General features: G+C 73.0%; 3 protein-coding genes. All 3 read left to right on the top strand.

The features are described 5' to 3' along the window. The first annotated feature begins 17 nt into the window (after window positions 1-17). The 3 genes from IEY95_RS01945 (at window position 18) to IEY95_RS01935 (ending at window position 18,201) form a co-directional block, all read left to right on the top strand. On the top strand, window positions 18-1,433 hold the full coding sequence (locus tag IEY95_RS01945) for an FAD-dependent oxidoreductase (protein WP_189184036.1): 1,416 nt from the start codon (window positions 18-20) through the stop codon (window positions 1,431-1,433). Window positions 1,434-1,920: 487 nt separating this feature from the next. Beyond that, the gene (locus tag IEY95_RS01940) at window positions 1,921-3,645 is read left to right on the top strand and encodes a fatty acyl-AMP ligase (protein WP_189184035.1); all 1,725 of its coding nucleotides are present in this window, start codon (window positions 1,921-1,923) and stop codon (window positions 3,643-3,645) included. 210 nt (window positions 3,646-3,855) lie between these two features. After that, window positions 3,856-18,201, top strand: coding sequence for a type I polyketide synthase (locus tag IEY95_RS01935; RefSeq protein WP_229702510.1), 14,346 nt, complete (start codon window positions 3,856-3,858; stop codon window positions 18,199-18,201). The last annotated feature ends 1 nt before the right edge of the window (window position 18,202 follow it).

The following is an 18,202-nucleotide window of genomic DNA, read 5'->3' as shown; positions in this document are numbered from 1 at the left end:
GACTCAAGGAAGAGACGATGAACCCCACACCACCCGCCACCGGCGGCAAGCCCGACGTGATCATCGTGGGAGGCGGCATCGGTGGCCTCAGCACCGCGTTCGCCCTCACCCGCCAAGGCCTGCGCGTGCGCGTCCTCGAACGAGCCAGGGAGTTCGGCGAGGTCGGCGCCGGCATCCAGCTCGCGCCCAACTGCACCCGCATCCTCCACGAGTACGGCCTGCTCGACGAGGCGCGAAGCCTGGGAGTGCTCCCGGAGAACATGGTCATGCGCGACGCGCTCGACGCCCGCGAGCTCACCCGGATCGACCTGCGGGACCTGGAACGGCGCTACGTGTATCCGTACATGGTCATCCACCGCAGCGACCTGCACGGGATGTTCCTGCGAGCCTGTCGGCGGGCCGGTGTGGACCTGCTGACCGACCAGAAGGTCGTGGACTACGAGAACACCGCCGCCGGGGCCCGTGTCCGCATCGACGACGGCGGGGTCCAGGAAGCCCGTCTCGTCATCGCCGCCGACGGCCTGCACTCGGTGGCCCGGCGGAAGCTCGTCGGCGACGACGTCGTCAGCTCCCGCTACGTCGCCTACCGGGCAGCCGTCCCGATCGACCGGGTACGGGAGAACGGGGTCGCGGAGAAGGACATCGTCCTCCACGTCGGACCGCGCTGCCACTTCGTCCAGTACGCACTGCGCGGCGGCGAGATGTTCAACCAGGTGGCCGTCTTCGAGTCGCCCAAGGCACTGGCCGGACAGGAGGAGTGGGGCACGCCCGACGAACTCGATGCCGCCTTCGAAGCCACCTGCGACGACGTGCGTCAGGGCATCCCGCTGATGTGGCGCGACCGCTGGTGGCAGATGCTCGACCGCGACCCGGTCTCGACCTGGGTGTACGGCCGTATCGCTCTGCTGGGCGACGCCGCCCATCCGCCGCTCCAATACATGGCGCAGGGCGCGATCATGGCGATCGAGGACGGCTGGGTCCTCGCCGAGCACATCGCTCGCAGGAGCTCCGACGGCACCCCGCCGGACTGGGACGCCGCCCTGGCCGCGTACGAAGCGGTCCGCGTCGAGCACTGCCGCCGCGTGCTGACGACGGCGCGCGCATGGGGCGAGCTGTGGCATCTCGACGGAGAGAAGCGGCTCCAGCGCAACGCGATCATGCGTGAACGCGACGTGTACGACTACGGCTTCACCGACTGGGTGTACGGCCCCACGGCGCTGACCCCGGATAAGGAGCCGGCCATGTTCACACCCATCCCATTGGACTCGGTCCCGGTTCAAGAGGTGGGAACCGCCGCCGAGTTCGCGGGAGGCCGGGCCAAGTGGTCGACGCCCTCCGGTTCGCGGTGCGAATCCATCGACGGGCAGCAGCGGCCCGGGTCACGGGGCAGGTCTCGGGAACCGTTTTCCCGGTCGGCGGCTGAACGCAGTTGAATTCCCGGCAGGTTGAGTCGTAGGGGTACCGCTGCGACAGCGGGGACCGGCACATGGTCGACCAGCGGCGCCTGTTCAGCCGCATGAGTGAGCTCTACCACTTGGGCAGGGGCGGCAATACGACGAAGTGAGGGTCTCCGCGGCAGGTGGCGGGCGCAATTCCGCAGGCCGCATGGGTGGTATGGCAACCGCGGGCCGGTGGAGCGTTTCTGCAACGGCGTGTCAGATTTCCCAATTCCTCATTGAATACCCAGGGTTACCGCTGTGTAGCGGAGAAGACTTGCTATCGTGCTACTCGTTGGTAGCAAGCTGAACGGGAGTCGCGAGGAGCCGGCGCGCGCATCGCTGCCGCTCCTCGGACGGCTTGGCCGAGATGGACGGTCTGGCAAGGAGGCCAGGTGTCCGCGGCTTCTGCGCGTACGTGTGACGCAGCCTTCGAACTCCAGTTCCCCCTCGCCCATTTATCCGAACAGGTGAGACTCCTCATATGGCTCGTTCCCTGGTCGATTTGCTGACCGCGCATGCCTCGCAACAGCCCGACCGGACCGCCTACCGCTATCTCGTCACGGGTGACTGTGACGGAGAGATCCAGGACATCTCCTACGCGCGTCTGGCGAGCCGGTCCCGAGCCGTCGCCGCCTGGCTGCAGGAGCGCGGCCTGGCCGGTTCCCGCGCCATGCTGCTGTATCCGCCCGGCCTCGAGTTCATCTGCGGCTATCTCGGCTGCCTTTCCGCCGGAGTCGTCGCCGTGCCGGGCGTGCCCCCGCAGGGGCGCTCGCAGAACCATCGCGCCCTGATCCGTATGAAGCGCCTGATAGCCGACGCGGACGCCAAGGTGATCCTGGGCGGCCGTGAGGTGATCGCCGCTCTGGGCGCCATGGCGGAACACCTGCCCGAACTGGACGGCATCACCTGCGTCGCCACCGAGGACATCCCCGACGAGGCGGCCGACTCCTGGCGCGAACCCGACCTCACCGCCGACTCGGTCGCCTTCCTCCAATACACCTCCGGGTCCACGTCCGCCCCGCGCGGTGTGATGGTGACCCACGGGAACCTGCTGGACAACGAGCGGGTCATCACCGAGCGGATGGGTCACACCCCGGACGCGATCGCGGAGTACGACCACGAACTGTTCGTCAGCTGGCTGCCCGTGTACCACGACATGGGGCTCATAGGCCCCGTCCTGAACACGGTCTACCTCGGCGTGACCGCCACGCTCTTCTCGCCGTTGCACTTCCTGCAGCAGCCCCAACGCTGGTTGACCGCCCTCAGTCGCTACCGCCCGCACACCAGCGGCGGCCCCAACTTCGCGTACGAGCTGTGTCTGAAACACGCCACGCCCGACCTCCTCGACAAGCTCGACCTGAGCCGGTGGAAGGTCGCCTTCAACGGCGCCGAACCGGTGCGGGCCGCCACCCTGCGGCGGTTCACGGAGACCTTCGGTGAGGTCGGCTTCCGTCGAGAGGCCCTGTACCCCTGCTACGGCCTCGCCGAGACCACGTTGATGGTCACCGGCAGCTCGGTGCAGGCCCCGCCCTCCCTGATCGAGGCCGCCGAGACCGGGCCGCACGCCGGCGCGGCGGACGCGGCGACGGTCGGTTCCGGGCGGCCCGGCCCCGGCACGACCGTGGTGATCGCCGACCCCGAACGGCAGGTGGAGCTGCCCGAGGGTGAGGTCGGCGAGATCTGGGTCGGCGGCGCGAGCGTCGCCAAGGGCTACTGGCGCAACGCCCTCGCCACCCGCGAGACCTTCCGGGCCACCCTCAAGGACCGCGAGGGCCGTTTCCTGCGGACCGGAGACCTCGGATTCCTGCGCGGCGGCGAACTGTTCGTCACCGGCCGCCTCAAGGACCTGATGGTCATCGACGGGCGCAACCACTACCCGCAGGACCTGGAGCTGTCCGCCGAGTTGTCCCACTGGGCCCTGCGGCCCGGGTGCACCGCGGCTTTCGCCGTGGACGGCGGAGTGGCCGGCGAGCAGCCCGTCGTCGTCGCCGAGACGGCCCCGGAGGCGGCGGGCGAGACCGAGAAGATCACCGACCTGATCCGCAGCGCGATCGGCGAGGCCCACGGCCTGGCGCTGCGCGACGTCGTGCTGGTCCACCCCGGCACCATCCCCAAGACGTCCAGCGGGAAGATCCAGCGCCGTGCCTCCCGGGCGGCGTACCTCGACGGCACCCTCTCGGTGGTCGGCGCCCCCGCCACTGAATGACGTCACCCGCTGTCGTCGGCGCGCGTCCGCGCCGGCGGCAGCGGGACGGTCGTACGGGCCATATCGGCCGTAGGCCGCTTCCTCGGTCGTACGTCGCCCGAGTCAACCCACCGTACGTCGGCCCCAACAGCCGTACGCCCATCAGGCGTACCCGCCGCATCGGTCGTACGGAATCCGCCTGAGCCCGAGTTCACGAGGACACCTGTCTAGATGCCTGCGAACGAGATGCCCGCGAACGAGACCCCGAAGCAGTTCCCCGAGATGTCCGTCACGACTTCCGAGGGAGCGCGGGACTGGCTGGCGTCGGCCGTCGCCGAGGCGGCCGGGCTCGACCCGATGGCCGTCGACCCGGAGCGGCCGCTCGCCGAATTCGGCTTGGGATCAAGGCAGTTGGTGACGCTGGCGGCAGATCTCTCCGAGCGGACCGGGCGGCCGCTGGAGCCGTCCCTCGTCTTCGATCACCCTACGATCGCAGCGATCAGCGAGGCGGTCTTCGGCGAACGGACCGGCGGTGCGGCGGCGACCGACCCGGCGCCGGCCGACCCGCCCGTGCGGGCCGACGACGACATCGCGATCATCTCCCTGGCCTGCCGCTTTCCCGGCGGCGCCGACGACCCCGAGGCGCTGTGGCAGCTGCTGGCCGCCGGCGAGGACGCCATCGCCGAGGTGCCCGCGGGCCGTTGGGACACCCACGGGCTCTACGACCCCGACCCGGAGGCCACCGGCAAGGCGTACACGCTGCGCGGCGGGTTCCTCTCCGACATCGACCGCTTCGACGCGTCCTTCTTCGGGATCTCGCCGCGCGAGGCCGCGGCCATGGACCCGCAGCAGCGGCTCCTGCTGCAGACCACCTGGGAGACGATCGAGCGCGCCGGGATCGTCCCTCGGGCGCTGAACGGCAGCTCCACGGGCGTCTACATCGGCCTGTACGACAGCGGGTACCAGGCCACGGCCGGACTGGACCGGCTCGACGGGCACGTCGGCACGGGCTCGGCGTCCAGCGTGGCCTCCGGTCGCATCGCCTACACCCTCGGTCTCCAGGGCCCGGCGGTGACCGTCGACACCGCCTGCTCCTCCTCGCTCGTCGCCCTGCACCTGGCGGCCCGGGCGCTGGCGAGCGGCGAGTGCGACCTCGCGCTGGCGGGCGGCGCGACGCTGCTCGTGACACCGCGCGGGCACGTCGAGTTCAGCCGGCTGCGCGGGTTGTCGCCGTCCGGGCGGTGCAGCCCGTTCTCGACCGACGCGGACGGCGTGGTGTGGGCCGAGGGGTGCGGTCTGGTGCTGCTCAAACGGCTCGCGGACGCCCGCCGGGACGGCGACCGGGTCCTCGCGGTCGTCAAGGGATCCGCGATCAACCAGGACGGGCGCAGCCAGGGACTGAGCGCCCCGAGCGGCCCCGCCCAGGAGCGAGTGTTGCGCGCCGCCCTCGACGCCGCCGGGCTCCGGCCGGAGGACCTGGACCACGTCGAGGCGCACGGCACGGGGACGCGGCTCGGCGACCCCATCGAGGGGCGTGCGCTGGCCGCCGTCTTCGGACCGGGGCGCCCGGCCGACCGGCCGCTCGGCGTCGGCTCCCTGAAGTCCAACATCGGTCACACACAGGCCGCGGCGGGCATCGGTGGCGTCATCAAGACGGTGCTGGCGTTCGGCCACGAACTGCTCCCGGCCTCGCTGCACGCCGAGACCCCGACCGAGCACGTCGACTGGGCGGGCAGCGGTCTCCGTGTGCACAGCAGCGCCCGGGCGTGGCCACGGGGCGGCGACCGGGTGCGGCGGGCCGGGGTGAGCGCGTTCGGGATCAGCGGCACGAACGCCCACGTGGTGCTGGAGGAGGCACCGGAGGACCTGGCACGGCCGCTCGCCGAGCCCGCCGAGCATCTGCCGGCCGAGGAGCCCACCGCGGAACCGCCCGCGAAGACCCTCTTCCCCCTCTCGGCCCGCACGCTCCCCGCCCTTCGGGGACAGGCGGCCCGCCTCGCCGAAGCGCTGGCGGCCCAGCCGCAGTTGCCGCTGTCCGGCGTGGCCGCGTCGCTGGTCCACCACCGCACGCACTTCGAGCATCGAGCCGTCGTCCAGGCCGCCGGCCGCGACGAATTGCTCACCGCGCTCCACGGTCTCGCCGAGGGACAGCCCGACACCGATCTGATCGTCGGCCCCCAACAGGCCGTTCCCTCGGGCAAGTTGGCCTTCGTCTTCCCCGGTCAGGGCTCCCAGTGGACCGGCATGGCCCGCGATCTGCTCGACAGCTTCCCGGTGTTCGCGGACGAACTGGATCGCTGCGACGCCGCCCTGCGTCCGTTCACCGCCTGGTCGGTGGCGGCCGTCCTGCGGGGCGACGCGGGCGCCCCGTCCCTGGACCGTGTGGACGTCGTCCAGCCGGTCCTCTTCGCCGTGATGGTGTCCCTGGCCGCCGTGTGGCGGGCCCGGGGCGTACGTCCGGACGCCGTCATCGGGCACAGCCAGGGCGAGGTCGCCGCGGCCTGTGTCGCCGGGGCGATCAGCCTCAACGACGCGGCGGCCGTGGTAGCCCTGCGCAGTCAGGCCCTGACCGAGCTGTCCGGCTCCGGCACCATGGCGGTCGTCGCCCTTCCGCACACCGAGGTCGAGGCACGCCTCGCCGCATACGACGGCCGGGTCTCGGTCGCCGCCGTGAACAGCGGCCGGTCGACGGTGATCGCCGGTGACGTGGAGCCGTTGGAGGCCCTGCTCGCCGACCTCGACCGGCAGCAGGTGTTCGCCCGCCGCCTCGACGTCGACTACGCCTCCCACAGCGCCCAGGTCGAGCCGGTCCGCACAACGATCCTCGACGAACTCGACGGCGTCGTCACCTGCCCGACCTCCGTCGCCTGGTACTCGACCGTCACCGGCGAGCCGGTCACCGAGGAGCTGGACGCCGACTACTGGTACACCAACCTGCGTGAACCCGTCCGCTTCGCGCCCACCGTGGAGCGCATGACGGCCGACGGATACCGCCACTTCGTCGAACTCAGCCCCCACCCGTCCCTGCTCACCGCACTGCGCACCGTCGCCGAGGACGCCGGCCACGACGACCTGGTGGCCGTCGGTTCGCTCCGCCGCCACGAGGACGGGCCCGCCTGTCTGGACCGTGCCGCCGCCGAACTCCACGTCCACGGACGGCAGATCGACTGGCGCCGCCTGGTCGCCGACGCCGGAACGGCGGACCTGCCGACGTACGCCTGGGACCCGCAGCGCTACTGGATCGAGCCCGAGTCCGCCGCCGGCGCCCCCGGCCTCTTCGACCGCGCCGCCCACCCGCTGCTCGGCATCCAGCTGCAGTCCGCCGACGAGACCCGCTGGACCTTCCGTAACGAGTGGTCCCCGGCCACCGCCGACTGGCTGCCCGACCACACCGTCTTCGGACGGACCGTGGTGTCGGGCACCACGCTGATGGAGCTGTGCCGCGCCGCGCTGGCCGTGGCCCGCCCGCACGATCCGGGTGACATCACCGACCTGCTGCTCCTCGCGCCGCTCACCCTGCCCGAGTCCGGCACGACCGAGGTGTCCGTCGAGGTGGTCACCGCCGGTCCCGTACCGGAGATCACCGTGCACGGCCGTCCGCGCGGAGGGGAGGCCACGGGCTGGACGCTGCACGCCACGGCGTCGGCGGCCGAGCCCGCCGCGGTGACGGCGGGGCAGCCGCCACTGTGGCCGGAGGCCGTCGAACCGGCCTGGAGCGAGGAGACGTACGAGCGGCTCACCGGGCTCGGCCTCGGCTACGGCCCGGCCTTCCAGGGCGTGCGGTCGGCGGTCGCGACCGATGGCGTCGAGCTGCTGGCCCGGCTCTCGTTGCCGGCCGTGGCCCACGACGCGGCGGACCCGTACCCGGTCCACCCGGCGCTGCTGGACGCCGCGCTGCACGTGACCGCCGCGTTCGATGTGTCCGACGGCCGGGTGCTGCTGCCGGTCGCGATGGGCCGCTGCGTCCTGCCGCCCGGCGGCGCGACCGAACTCACGGCGCTCGTACGGCGATCGGGCGGCTCCGGGACGGACCTCACCCTTGACGTGACGCTGTGGGACGCGGACGGTCTCCCGGCGGGCCGACTGGAAGGCGTACGGCTGCGGGCCGCGGATCCGGCGGACCTGAACGGCGTCTCGGAGAACGGCAGGCATCTGTACGAGGTGGCCTGGACCGCCGCGCCCGAAGCGCCCGCCGGGACGCCGGGCCCCGAGTGGGCCGTCGTCGGCGACCGCTCGGACCCGGAGGTCGTCGGGGCCCTGCGAGGCCTCGAGTCGGCGGGGATCCAGGTGCGCGAGACGGGCACCGACATCGTCGTACGGTTCTGGCCGCGCCCGGCAGCGGAGGACGAACCAGCCGCCGCAGCCCAGGAGTTGGCGGCCACGGCACTGACCGAGCTGCAAGCCCTGATCGCTCTCCCGGAGGGCGGGGCGCCGTCCCGGACCGTCTGGGTGACCCGCGGCGCGGTCGCGGCCGGCGACGGGGACAGCGTGCCCGGCCTGGCCCAGTCGGTGCTGTGGGGGCTGGCCCGCAGCGCCCGCACCGAACACCCGGACCTGGGGCTGACCCTGCTCGACCTCGACGGCAGCGACCTCGCGGGCGCTCTGCCGGCCGCCGTCGCCCACACCGACGAGCCCGAACTCGCCGTCCGTGCGGGCGCGTTGCTTGTCCCGCGGCTGGTGCGCGCCCGCGCCGCGGACACGCTGCGGATCCCGGCGGGGGACCACTACGAGCTGGACAACCTCCCGGCGGAGCCGACCCTTCGCGCGGTGGCGGCCCAGGCCGCCGTGGCCCCCGGCCAGGTGAGGATCCAGGTGCACGCGCTCACCGTGCACCCCGACTCGGCCGCGTTCCCCGGTGGCGAGACACTCTGCGCCGGTGTGCTCACCGAGGTCGGCGCCGACGTCGAGGGGTGCGCCCCCGGCCTGCGGGTCCTCGCCCTCGCCGACAGCGCGCCCGGCTCCGAGGCGGTCGCCGACGTGCGGCTGGTCGCGGTGCTCCCGGACGACCTTCCGTTCACCGCCGCGGCCGCCCTGCCCCTCGCCCCCACTGACCCGGGGGACCGTGAACAGCTCGGTGCGGCCCTGCGCGAGGCCGTCGGCGCAGGGCCGCCACGTCCCGCGCACACCCAAGTCCTTCCCGTCACGGCTGCCCGCGAGGCGATACGCCGGAGGACCGCGTCCGACGGCCCCTTCGTCCTCGATCTGGTGGGCCGCCCCACCCCGGCGCCCACCGACGGCACGGTACTGATCACCGGAGGTCTCGGCGCGGTGGGCCGGCACATCGCCCGGCTCCTCGTCGAACTCGGCGTCCCGCGCCTTCTACTGACGTCCCGTCAGGGACCGGACGACCCGCGTGCCGCCGAGGTCACCGCGGAACTGACCGCGCTCGGCGCCGAGGTCGAGGTGGTGTCGTGCGACATCGCGGACCCGGTGGCCGTGGCCGGCGTACTCGACCGTATCGGCGACGAGGCGCCGCTGCGCGGTGTGGTGCACTGCGCCGGCATCCTGGACGACGGGGTGGTCGCCGAGCTGACGCCCGAACGCCTCGCACAGGTGCTGCGCCCCAAGATCGACGGCGCCGCCCACCTGCACCGGCTCACCGCCGACACGCAGTTGGACCTCTTCCTGCTGATCTCCTCGGCCGCCGGTGTCGTCGGCAACGCGGGCCAGAGCAACTACGCCGCGGCCAACGTCTTCCTCGACCAACTGGCCCACCACCGACGGTCCTCGGGCCTGCCCGGCGTCTCGGTCTCCTTCGGTGCCTGGGCGGGCGAGGGCCTCGCCGCCGAACACGCCGACCTGGATCGGATGGCGCGCCTCGGCCACCGCGCGCTCACCCCCGACCAGGGCCGCGACCTCGTCGAACTCTCCCTGCGGCGCGGCGCACCCCACCTGGTCGCCTGGGCCCTTGACCTGCCCCGCCTGCGCGACAACCCGGCCACCACCGGCGGCACTTCCGCGGCGCTGTGGCGTTCGCTGCTGCCCGCGCCCCGCACCGGCCGGGGCGGCGGCGACGGCCTGGCCGACCGCCTGGTCCGGCTGCCGGAGGCCGAACGCGCCGAACGCGTCCTGGCCCTCGTCCGCGAGGAGGCCTCCCGCACCCTCGGCCTGCGCTCGGCGGAGTCCGTCCGTCCCGACCAGCCGCTGCGCGAACTCGGCATGGACTCGGTGACGGCGGTCGAACTCCGCAACCGCATCGGCACCCGCATCGGCGTCAAGCTCCCCGCCACCCTGCTGTTCGACCACCCCACACCGACCAGGCTCGCCGCACACCTGCTGTCCACCGCGCTCGCGACGGGCGGCCGGACCGTCCCCGACGCGCAGCCGACCCGTACGACGGTGACGGCGTCCGACGAGCCGGTGGCTCTGGTGGCCATGGCATGCCGCCTGCCCGGTGGCGTGAGCGATCCCGACGGATTGTGGCGCCTGGTGGCGGAGGGCCGTGACGCGGTCGGTCCGTTCCCGGCGGGACGCTGGGACGTGGAGTCGCTGTACGACCCCGACCCGGAGGCCCTGGGCAAGTCGTACGCCCGGGAAGGCGGCTTCCTGGAGGGCCTCGAGTCCTTCGACGCGGGCTTCTTCGGGATCACTCCGAAGGAAGCGGCAGCCATGGACCCGCAGCAGCGCCTGTTGCTGGAGACGGCGTGGGAGGCGCTGGAGCGCGCCGGGATCGTGCCCGCCGAGCTGGCGGGCAGCACCACCGGTGTGTACGTCGGCATGTTCGGCAGCGACTATCTGTCGGGATCCCGGCTCGATCAGCTGGACGGCTACGTCGGTACGGGGTCGGCGCTGAGCGTGGCCTCCGGCCGGCTGGCGTACGTGCTGGGGCTGGGCGGCCCGGCGTTGACGGTGGACACGGCGTGCTCGTCGTCGCTGGTGGCGCTGCACCTGGCGGCGCAGGCGCTGCGGTCCGGCGAGTGCGACCTGGCGCTCGCCGGCGGTGTGACGCTGATGGTCACGCCGGGGACCTTCGTGGAGTTCAGCCGTCTGCGGGGGCTGTCCCCGACCGGCCGCTGCCGCTCCTTCTCCGATGGCGCCGACGGTGCCATCTGGGCCGAGGGCGCGGGCATGGTCGTACTGAAGCGGCTGAGCGACGCGCGGCGTGACGGTGACGAGGTGCTGGCCGTGCTGCGCGGCACGGCCGTCAACCAGGACGGCCGCAGCCAGGGGCTGTCCGCGCCGAACGGTCCGGCCCAGGAGCAGGTGATCCGCAGGGCGCTGGAACGGTCCGGGCTGGACCCGGCCGACATCGACTACGTCGAGGCGCACGGGACGGGGACGACGCTGGGTGACCCGATCGAGGCGAACGCCCTGTCGGAGGTCTTCGGCGACTCGCGTCCGCCCGGTCGCCCGCTGTATCTGGGATCGCTGAAGTCCAACATCGGGCACGCGCAGGCGGCTTCGGGTGTGCTCGGGCTGATGAAGGTGGTGCAGTCGCTGCGCCGGGAGACCCTGCCGCGCACCCTGCACGCCGACACGCCCAGTCGCCATGTCGACTGGGACGGCAGCGGGCTCCAGCTGCTGCGGGAGCCGGTCGCCTGGCCGTCGTCGCAGGAGCGCATACGGCGGGCCGGTGTGAGCGCCTTCGGGATCAGCGGAACCAACGCGCATCTGATCCTGGAGGAGGCGGAGCCGGTCGAGGCGGCGCCCGAGGCGGAGCCCGATACGGAGCCCAAGGTCGAACTCCCGCCCGGGAAGCGGCTCTTCGTCCTGTCCGGGCGGAGCGAGACCGCGGTCCGGGGGCAGGCCGCCCGGCTGGCCGAGCACCTGAGCGACGACAGCGCCGCCCTGCCGGACATCGCCCACTCCCTCGCGCGGCACCGCAGCCACTTCGAGCGACGCGCCGCAATCGTGTCGGGCGACCCGAACGAACTGCGCACCGTGCTGGACGCGTTGGCGACCGGACGGAAACCGCCGGCGCCGCCGCGCGCGGAGCAGACGGGCAAGGTGGCCTTCGTCTTCGCCGGCCATGGCGGTCAATGGCCGGGCATGGGTCTGGAGTTGATGGCCGACTGCGAGCCCTTCCGGGAGGAGCTCGCCCGCGTCGACGAGGCGGTGCGGCGGCACGTCGGCTGGTCGGTGCTCAATGCGCTGCGGGCACCGGAGGAGTTCTCCCCGCTCGACCGGACCGAGTACCTCCAGCCGGTGCTGTTCGCGGTCAACGCGGCGCTGTCCGCCGTCTGGCGTGCGTTCGGCATCGCCCCGGATGCCGTGGTGGGGCACAGCCTGGGCGAGATCGCCGCCGCGTACAGTGTGGGCGCCCTGACCCTGGACGAGGCCGTGACGGTGGTGACCGGGCGGGCTCAGGCGGTCGCACCGCTGGTCGGGCACGGCGGCATGCTGGCCGTGGAGCTGCCGCGCACGGAGGTCGAGAAGCTGCTCTCCCCGTACCCGGACCGGCTCTTCGTCGCTGCGGTCAACAGCGCGCATTCCACGGCCGTTTCCGGCGAGGCCGAGGCGCTGGCCGAGCTGCGGCAGCACCTGGAGGCGCAGGCGATCCCCGTCCGACGGCTCTCGACGGCGTTCGCTTCGCACACCCCGTTGATGGACCCGCTCCGTGAGGAGCTCCTCGACCGTTTCTCCGGTGTCCGGGGCACGTGGACGCCGACCCCGCTGTACTCGGCGGTGCTGGCCGAACCCGTGCCCGGCGACCGGCTGGATGCCGAGTACTGGTTCGCCAACCTCGGGCAACCCGTCCGTTTCGCGGACGCGATCCGACGGATGCTGGACGACGGCTACCGCTACTTCGTGGAGCTGAGCCCGCACCCTTCGCTCATCCCGTCGATCGAGGCGGTCGCCGCCGAGGCCGGGATCGACGCGGTCGGCGTCGGCTCGCTGGGCCGGCAGCAGGACGGGCGCGACGTTCTGCTGCGCAGACTGGGGGAGTTGTACGAGGCCGGACATACGCCCGACTGGTCGGCGCTGTTCCCGGAGGGCCGCCGGGTCGACCTGCCCACGTATGCCTTCGCCCGCGAACGGCACTGGCTCGCGCCCGCCCCGGCCGGCGCGTCGGGCGCGTCGCCGCTCCTCGGCACGCACATCGAGGCCAGCGACGAGCCCGAACGGCACATCTTCCAGAGCGACATCGACCTGCGGGACAGTCGTTTCGGCTATCTCACGGACCACCGGGTCACCGGCGAGGTATGGCTGCCCGGCGCCGCCTTCCTCGGCATGGCGCTGGAGGGCGCGTCCACGCTCCACGACGGCGGTGAAGTGCGGCTGGCCGACGTCAGGTTCATCAGGCCGCTGCGGCTGGACGCGGACCGGCCCGTGCGGCTGCAACTCGTCCTGCGGCCCGCCGAGGACGGCTTCAGGGACTTCACCATCGCTTCGGCGACTCGGGGGGAGCGGGCTACGCGGTGGGAGCGGCACGCCGTCGGACAAGTCGCCGTCGGCGCCGTGGAACCCGCGGCCGACGCGCGGTTCGCCACGCTGCGTGAGCAGTGCACGGAAGACGTCGACCTGTCGGGCGTCTACGGCCGACTCGCCGCCCTCGGCATCGACTACGGCCCCGCCTTCCGCGGCCTGGAAGCGGGACACCGAGCGGACTCCGTGGCCCTCGGTCGGCTGGCCGACAAGCCCGCCGCCGGCCACCTGCTGCACCCCGCGGTCCTCGACGCCGCCTTCCACACAGCGGCCCTGCCGGGCAACGCGCCCGAGGGCCGGGCGTTCGTGCCCGCCGGGGTCGGACGGCTCCGGTTCACCGGAGTGCGCACCACCCCCGCGTGGGTGACCTGCGTACTGCGGTCCGTGCGGGGCGACACGGCGACCTTGGACCTGCGCCTCTGGGACCAGAACGAACAACTGGTCCTGGAAATGGAAGAGTTCGAACTGGCCGCGCTCTCCCCTCTGGACGGCGCGCTCTTCGAGACCGGCTGGCAGCCGCGCCCGGACGCGCACGAACGGCCGGCGGACGGGAGGTGGCTGATCCTGGCGGACGAGACGGGGGTGGCCGCCGAACTCGCCGAGCGTCTGGGCTCGTCGGTACCGCATGTGATCGCCCGCAGGGGCGAGGAGTTCGGCCTGGAGGCCCCGGGCCGGTACGTGCTCGACCCGACCGATCCCCTGCACCTGGCCCGGCTCTTCGACGAGGCGTTCACGGACGGGTTGCCCGAGCGAGTGGTCCAGCTGTCCGCGCTCGACGCCCCGGCGATCGGGGATGCCCGTACCGCCGAGGAGGCGGCTCGGCTGTGCTGCCTGAGCACCCTGCACCTGGTGAGGACGCTCGCCGACCGCCCGCAGGGCCGAGCTCCCCGCCTGTTCGTGGTCGCACGAGGAAGCCAGGCCGCCGGTGACAGCACCCAGGTGACGCACCCCCAGCAGGCCCTCGCCTGGGGCTTCGGACTCACGGTGGCCCAGGAGTACCCGGAACTGTCGACCACACTGATCGACCTGCCGGCCACCGACGGCGTCGACGCGCTGTGGACCCAGCTGCGGCACGCCGACGACGAACGGCTCGTCGCGCTGCGGGAGTCGGGCCGTCTGGTGCCGCGCCTGGCCCGCACACGCCCGGACGAGGGCGGCCACGCCGACATCACCCCGGACGGCGTCCACCTGATCACCGGCGGTCTCGGCGGCCTCGGCCGCGTCGTCGCCGAACGGCTGGTCCGTCGCGGTGCCCGCCGACTGGCCCTGATGAGCCGGGGTACGCCCGACGCGGACACCGCCGACTGGATCAAGGGTCTCCAAGAGCGTGGCGCGACCGTGCACGTGGCCCGCGCCGACGTCGCCGACCGTGACGGTCTGACGGCCGCCCTGGACGCCGTACGACGTGAAGCCGGCCCCATCACCGGAGTCGTCCACGCGGCCGGCGTCCTCGACGACGCCACTGTGGCGAACCTGACGGACGAACGGGTGCTGCACGTCCTCGCCCCCAAGGTCCTGGGCACCGCGCTCCTCACGGAGCTGATCCCGGAAGCCGGGAACCTGGTCCTCTTCGCCTCGGCGGCCGGTCTCCTGGGCTCGGCCGGGCAGAGCCCGTACTCGGCGGCGAACGCCTTCCTCGATGCCTGGGCACACCACCTCGCCCGCGCCGAGCGGCGGGCGCTGAGCCTGGACTGGGGTGCCTGGAAGGGCGTCGGCATGGTCGCCGAGTCCGGCACCCGGGCCGCCGAGACCAGCCGGTCGGGACTGGTCGCGTTCTCCCCGCAGGACGGTGGCGAACTGTTCGATCGGGTGCTGACCACCTCCCGCCGTCAGCTCGCGCCCATCGCCCTGGACTGGGAGATGCTGGCGCTCGACCCGGACGCGGCGCGCACCCGCCCGATCCTGGGCGACCTCGTCACCGTCCCGGTGGGCACGGCGGACTCCGACGGCCTCGTCAAGAAGGTGTTCGCCGCGACGACGGACCAGGACCGCGCCGAGTGGCTCGAAGCGTACGTACGAGCCAGGGTCGGCGAGGTCTCCGGAGGTGTCGTGGACGTCTTCGCGACCTCGGCCCTCAAGGAATTGGGCCTGGACTCCCTCATGCTCGTGCGACTGCGGAACGCCTTCGCCCGCGAGCTGGGCGTCGAGCTCCCTGCCGCCGCCGTGTTCTCGGCGTCCGACATCCGCGGCCTGGCACGGACCCTGGGCGAGGCGCTCCCCGAGCGGAACACCGAGACACGGGGGGAGGAGCAGCCCCAGGTCGCTGTCGAGGTGCCCGAGAGCGAACTGCGGCCCGCCACCCGCGATGTCGTACGGCTGCTGCGCAGCGCCCAGCCCGGCATGCCCGACGCGGCGCACGGCGTCGGCCTGGCCGTACGGCTCGTCACGCCGACCACCCGAGAGGCGCTCACCGACATCCTCACCCGTCTCGCGGGACGGCACGCGGCCCTGCGTACGGCGATCGTCAACGGTGCCGAAGGCGGGCGGCAGTTGCGGGTGGAGCGGGAGCCGGCGCGGCCGGTCCTGAGCTGGACGACTGTCGAGGGCGAACTCGACGCCGCCGAGGGGCTGTGCCGGCTGCTGGAGCCGCCGTTCGACCTGGCGAACACGTCGCTGTGGCGGTTCGAGTTGCTCGACGGCGGCGCGCGGGGCCAGATCCTGGTGTTCGGCGCGCACCACGCGGTGAGCGATCTGCAGTCGCTGCTGCTGGTGGCGGGGGAGATCGACGCCGAGCTGTCCGGTACCTCGCTCGGCGACGCCGTGACCAACCGCGACATCCATCTGCTGATCGAGGCCCAGCAGACGGGCGATGCCCCCGGCACGGGCGCGGCCGAGTGGCGCGAGGCCTTCCACGGCAGCGCGCGTCTCGATCTGACGCTCGCCCGGCCGCGCCCGGCGGCGCGTTCCTATCGGGCCGGCAGTGTGACCGTGGCCATCCCCGAAGGGCTCATGGAGCGGGTCTCGGCGGCCGCGAGCGGGCTCGCCATCACGCCCGCCGCCTACTGCCTGGGCACCCTGACCGTGCTGCTGGCGCGGAAGCGGGAGCGGGAGCGGTTCGTGCTCGCCGTGCCCGTGGACACGCGCATCCACGCCGACGCGTACGACGCGGTGGGCTTCTTCGGAGTGCCGGTGCCGTTCCCGGCCGAGGCCCGGCCCGGCGAGCGGATCGAGGAGGTGCTGCGCCGCACCGACGGCCGACTCGACCGGGTCCTCGCCAAGGGCGCCATGTTCTCGGACGTGCTGTCGACGCTGGCCCGGCAGGGGCTGTTCCGCACCGACGCGCCGCTGGTGGAGGTGTACTTCAACTACGTACGCTCCTCGGCGGGCCGCCTCACCCACCTTGAGGTGCTGCCGGCCGGGACGGGCTACACCGACCTCGACCTGATGATCACCATGACGCCGGACGCGGGCCGGATCCGCCTCGACCACAACCTCGACATCCTGGACGCGGCGACCTCCACCGAGCTGGGGGAGGAGTTCCTGCGGCTGCTCGCGGAGGCGGTCGAGGATCCGATGGCGGCGGTCCGTACCACGGTCGAGGCCGTTCCCGGCGAGGCCGTCCCGGTCGTGGCGGAAGCCCGGGCCGAGGCCGGAGCCCCGACCGGCGATGAGCCCGCCGCCTCGCGCCCCTCGCTCGCCCTCGCCGCCACCTTCGCCCTCGGCAACCTGCCACCGCTCTGCGAGGCGGCGGCCAACGAGGGGGCGCGGGACGGGGGTCTGACGGTCGCGGAAGCCTCGTACCACCAGGTGCTCGCCGGCCTGCGCGACCCCTCCGGCGTCTTCGCCGACTCCACCACGGCAGTGGGCGTGGTGCTGTTGCGGGCGGCGGACCTGGAACGGTTCGGCCCGGTGGACGACGCGCTGCTCGCCGAGCTGCGCACCGAGTATCCGGCGGCGCTGCGAGCCCTGTCCGAACGGACCCGCAAGCCGCTGATCGTCGGCTTCCTGCCGTCCGTGCGGGAGGAGGAGCGGCTCGCGCGCTGGGAGCGTGAGATCGCCGACGAACTGGCCGAGTTGCCAGGCGTCGCGGTGCTCCGCCCCGACGACTGGACCCGCCACCACGCCGTCGAGGAACGCTTCGACGAGCGGACCGAGCGGCTGGCGCATCTCCCCTTCACCGCGCGCTTCCAGGCGGCGGTGGCACTGCGACTGGCCGAGGTCGTACGAGCGGTCCGGCGGCCCGTGCCGAAGGTGATCGCGGTGGACGGCGACGAGACCCTGTGGGGCGGGGTCGCCGGGGAGATCGGCCCGGAGGCGGTGGACCTGACCGGTCCGCGCTCCTTGCTGGCGCGGAGGCTGTTGCAGTGGCGTGCCGCGGGTGCGCTGCTGGCGCTGGTCAGCAACAACGACGAGGACACGGTCCGGGCCGTTCTGGAGCGCCCCGACAGCCTGTTGAAGGCGGAGCACTTCAGCGTGCTCTCCGCCACCTGGGGCCCCAAGTCGGGCCGCCTGGCCGAGGCGGCGCGCACGCTCAACCTCGGGCTGGACAGCTTCCTGTTCCTGGACGACAACCCGGTCGAGGTCGGGGGAGTGCGGTCGGCGTTGCCGCAGGTGCTGTCGGTGACCTGCCCGCCGGCGGCCGAACTGGAGGAGTTCCTGGGCCGGTTGTGGCCGCTGGTCCCTGCGGCGGCAACGGCCGAGGACGCGCTGCGGGCGGGTTTCTACGCGCAGGAGCGGGAACGGGAGGCCGTGCGCGAACAGGCCGGTTTCGAGGAGTTCCTCGCCCAGTTGGAGCTGGCGGTCGACGTCCGGGCGCTGTCCGAGGCCGACGTCCAGCGGGCCGAGCAACTCGTCCGCCGTACGAACCAGTTCACCCTCCGCGCCAGGTCGGCCGACGGCGGCGACCTCGCCCGGTGGCGGGAGCGCGGTGAGGTCTGGACGGCCGCGGCCCGGGACCGCTTCGGAGACTACGGCCAGATCGGCCTGCTCGCCGTCCGTCCGGACGGCGACCAACTCGACGTACTGGCCTGGCTGATGAGCTGCCGGGCACTGGGCAGAGGAGTCGAGGAACGCCTGTTGCAGTGGCTGGCCGACCGTGCGGACGAGCTGGGCTGCGCCAAGGTCCGGCTGACGGCGGAGCGCACGCCGCGCAACGTACCGGCTCGTCGTCTGCTCGCCGCGCTCGGCGGCGGGAACCAGGACGACGAGCGCCTGGAGAGCGTGGTCACACCGGAACACCTGCGGACATTCCGTTCCTGGCAGCGCCAGTGAC

This window comes from Streptomyces albiflavescens (genome assembly GCF_014645835.1).
Taxonomy (GTDB): Bacteria; Actinomycetota; Actinomycetes; order Streptomycetales; family Streptomycetaceae; genus Streptomyces; species Streptomyces albiflavescens.
Note: the sequence above shows the minus strand (reverse complement) of the source record. Positions and strands in the feature narration are given on the sequence as shown.

Coding starts and splice junctions, on each gene's coding strand:
- IEY95_RS01945 (WP_189184036.1), top strand. CDS start 18: ATGAACCCCACACCACCCGCCACCGGCGGCAAGCCCGACGTGATCATC.
- IEY95_RS01940 (WP_189184035.1), top strand. CDS start 1,921: ATGGCTCGTTCCCTGGTCGATTTGCTGACCGCGCATGCCTCGCAACAG.
- IEY95_RS01935 (WP_229702510.1), top strand. CDS start 3,856: ATGCCTGCGAACGAGATGCCCGCGAACGAGACCCCGAAGCAGTTCCCC.